The organism is Actinomyces sp. S6-Spd3, from assembly GCF_000758755.1.
Lineage (GTDB): Bacteria > Actinomycetota > Actinomycetes > Actinomycetales > Actinomycetaceae > Pauljensenia.
In genome coordinates, this window is record NZ_JRMV01000178.1 from 1 (window position 1) to 508 (window position 508).

The 508-nt window shown below is 59.4% G+C and carries 1 protein-coding gene; it reads right to left on the reverse strand.

What is annotated here, in order from left to right; translation table 11 throughout:
- Positions 1-202 precede the first annotated feature (202 nt).
- Positions 203-508 (reverse strand): zinc-binding dehydrogenase (locus HMPREF1627_RS01055; RefSeq protein ID WP_034500397.1); only part of this gene is annotated, 306 nt, incomplete at its 5' end.

Below are 508 nucleotides of genomic sequence, written 5' to 3' on the forward strand. Positions count from 1 at the left end.
TGGCCGCCGTTTGCGTCCGCACTGTCGCGTGGCTTGTTGGATCATCCGCAGGAGCCGCCCAAGGATCGCAAGGGGTTCAACCTGTTTAAGCGTCGTGACGCTGAAGACTGATTAGGTAGTCAAATGAGTGGTGGTCATCTGGAAATCCGGGTGGCCGCCACTTTTCTGCTCGCGGGCTGCGCGGAAGGTTAGCCGGGCTTTGCTAGAGGGTGATTACGATCTTTCCGAAGGCGGAGTCGCCGCGCCCAGCAATCGCCTTGTGGGCGGCAGCGATTTCTTCGAGTGGGTAGGTCGCTCCTATGACCGGCTTGATCTGGCCCGCTTCAACAGCTGGCCACACGTACTCGCGCAGTTGTTGAAGGATCTCGATCTTGCGCTTTGGTGTTTGGGAACGCAGGGTTTGCGCGGTGATAGAGGCGTTTTTGGCGAGGAGGTAGCCCAGGTTAAGCTCGGCTTTCGCCCCTTGGAGCAGCCCGAGAACAGCGAGGTGTCCATATCGCGCGAGAGC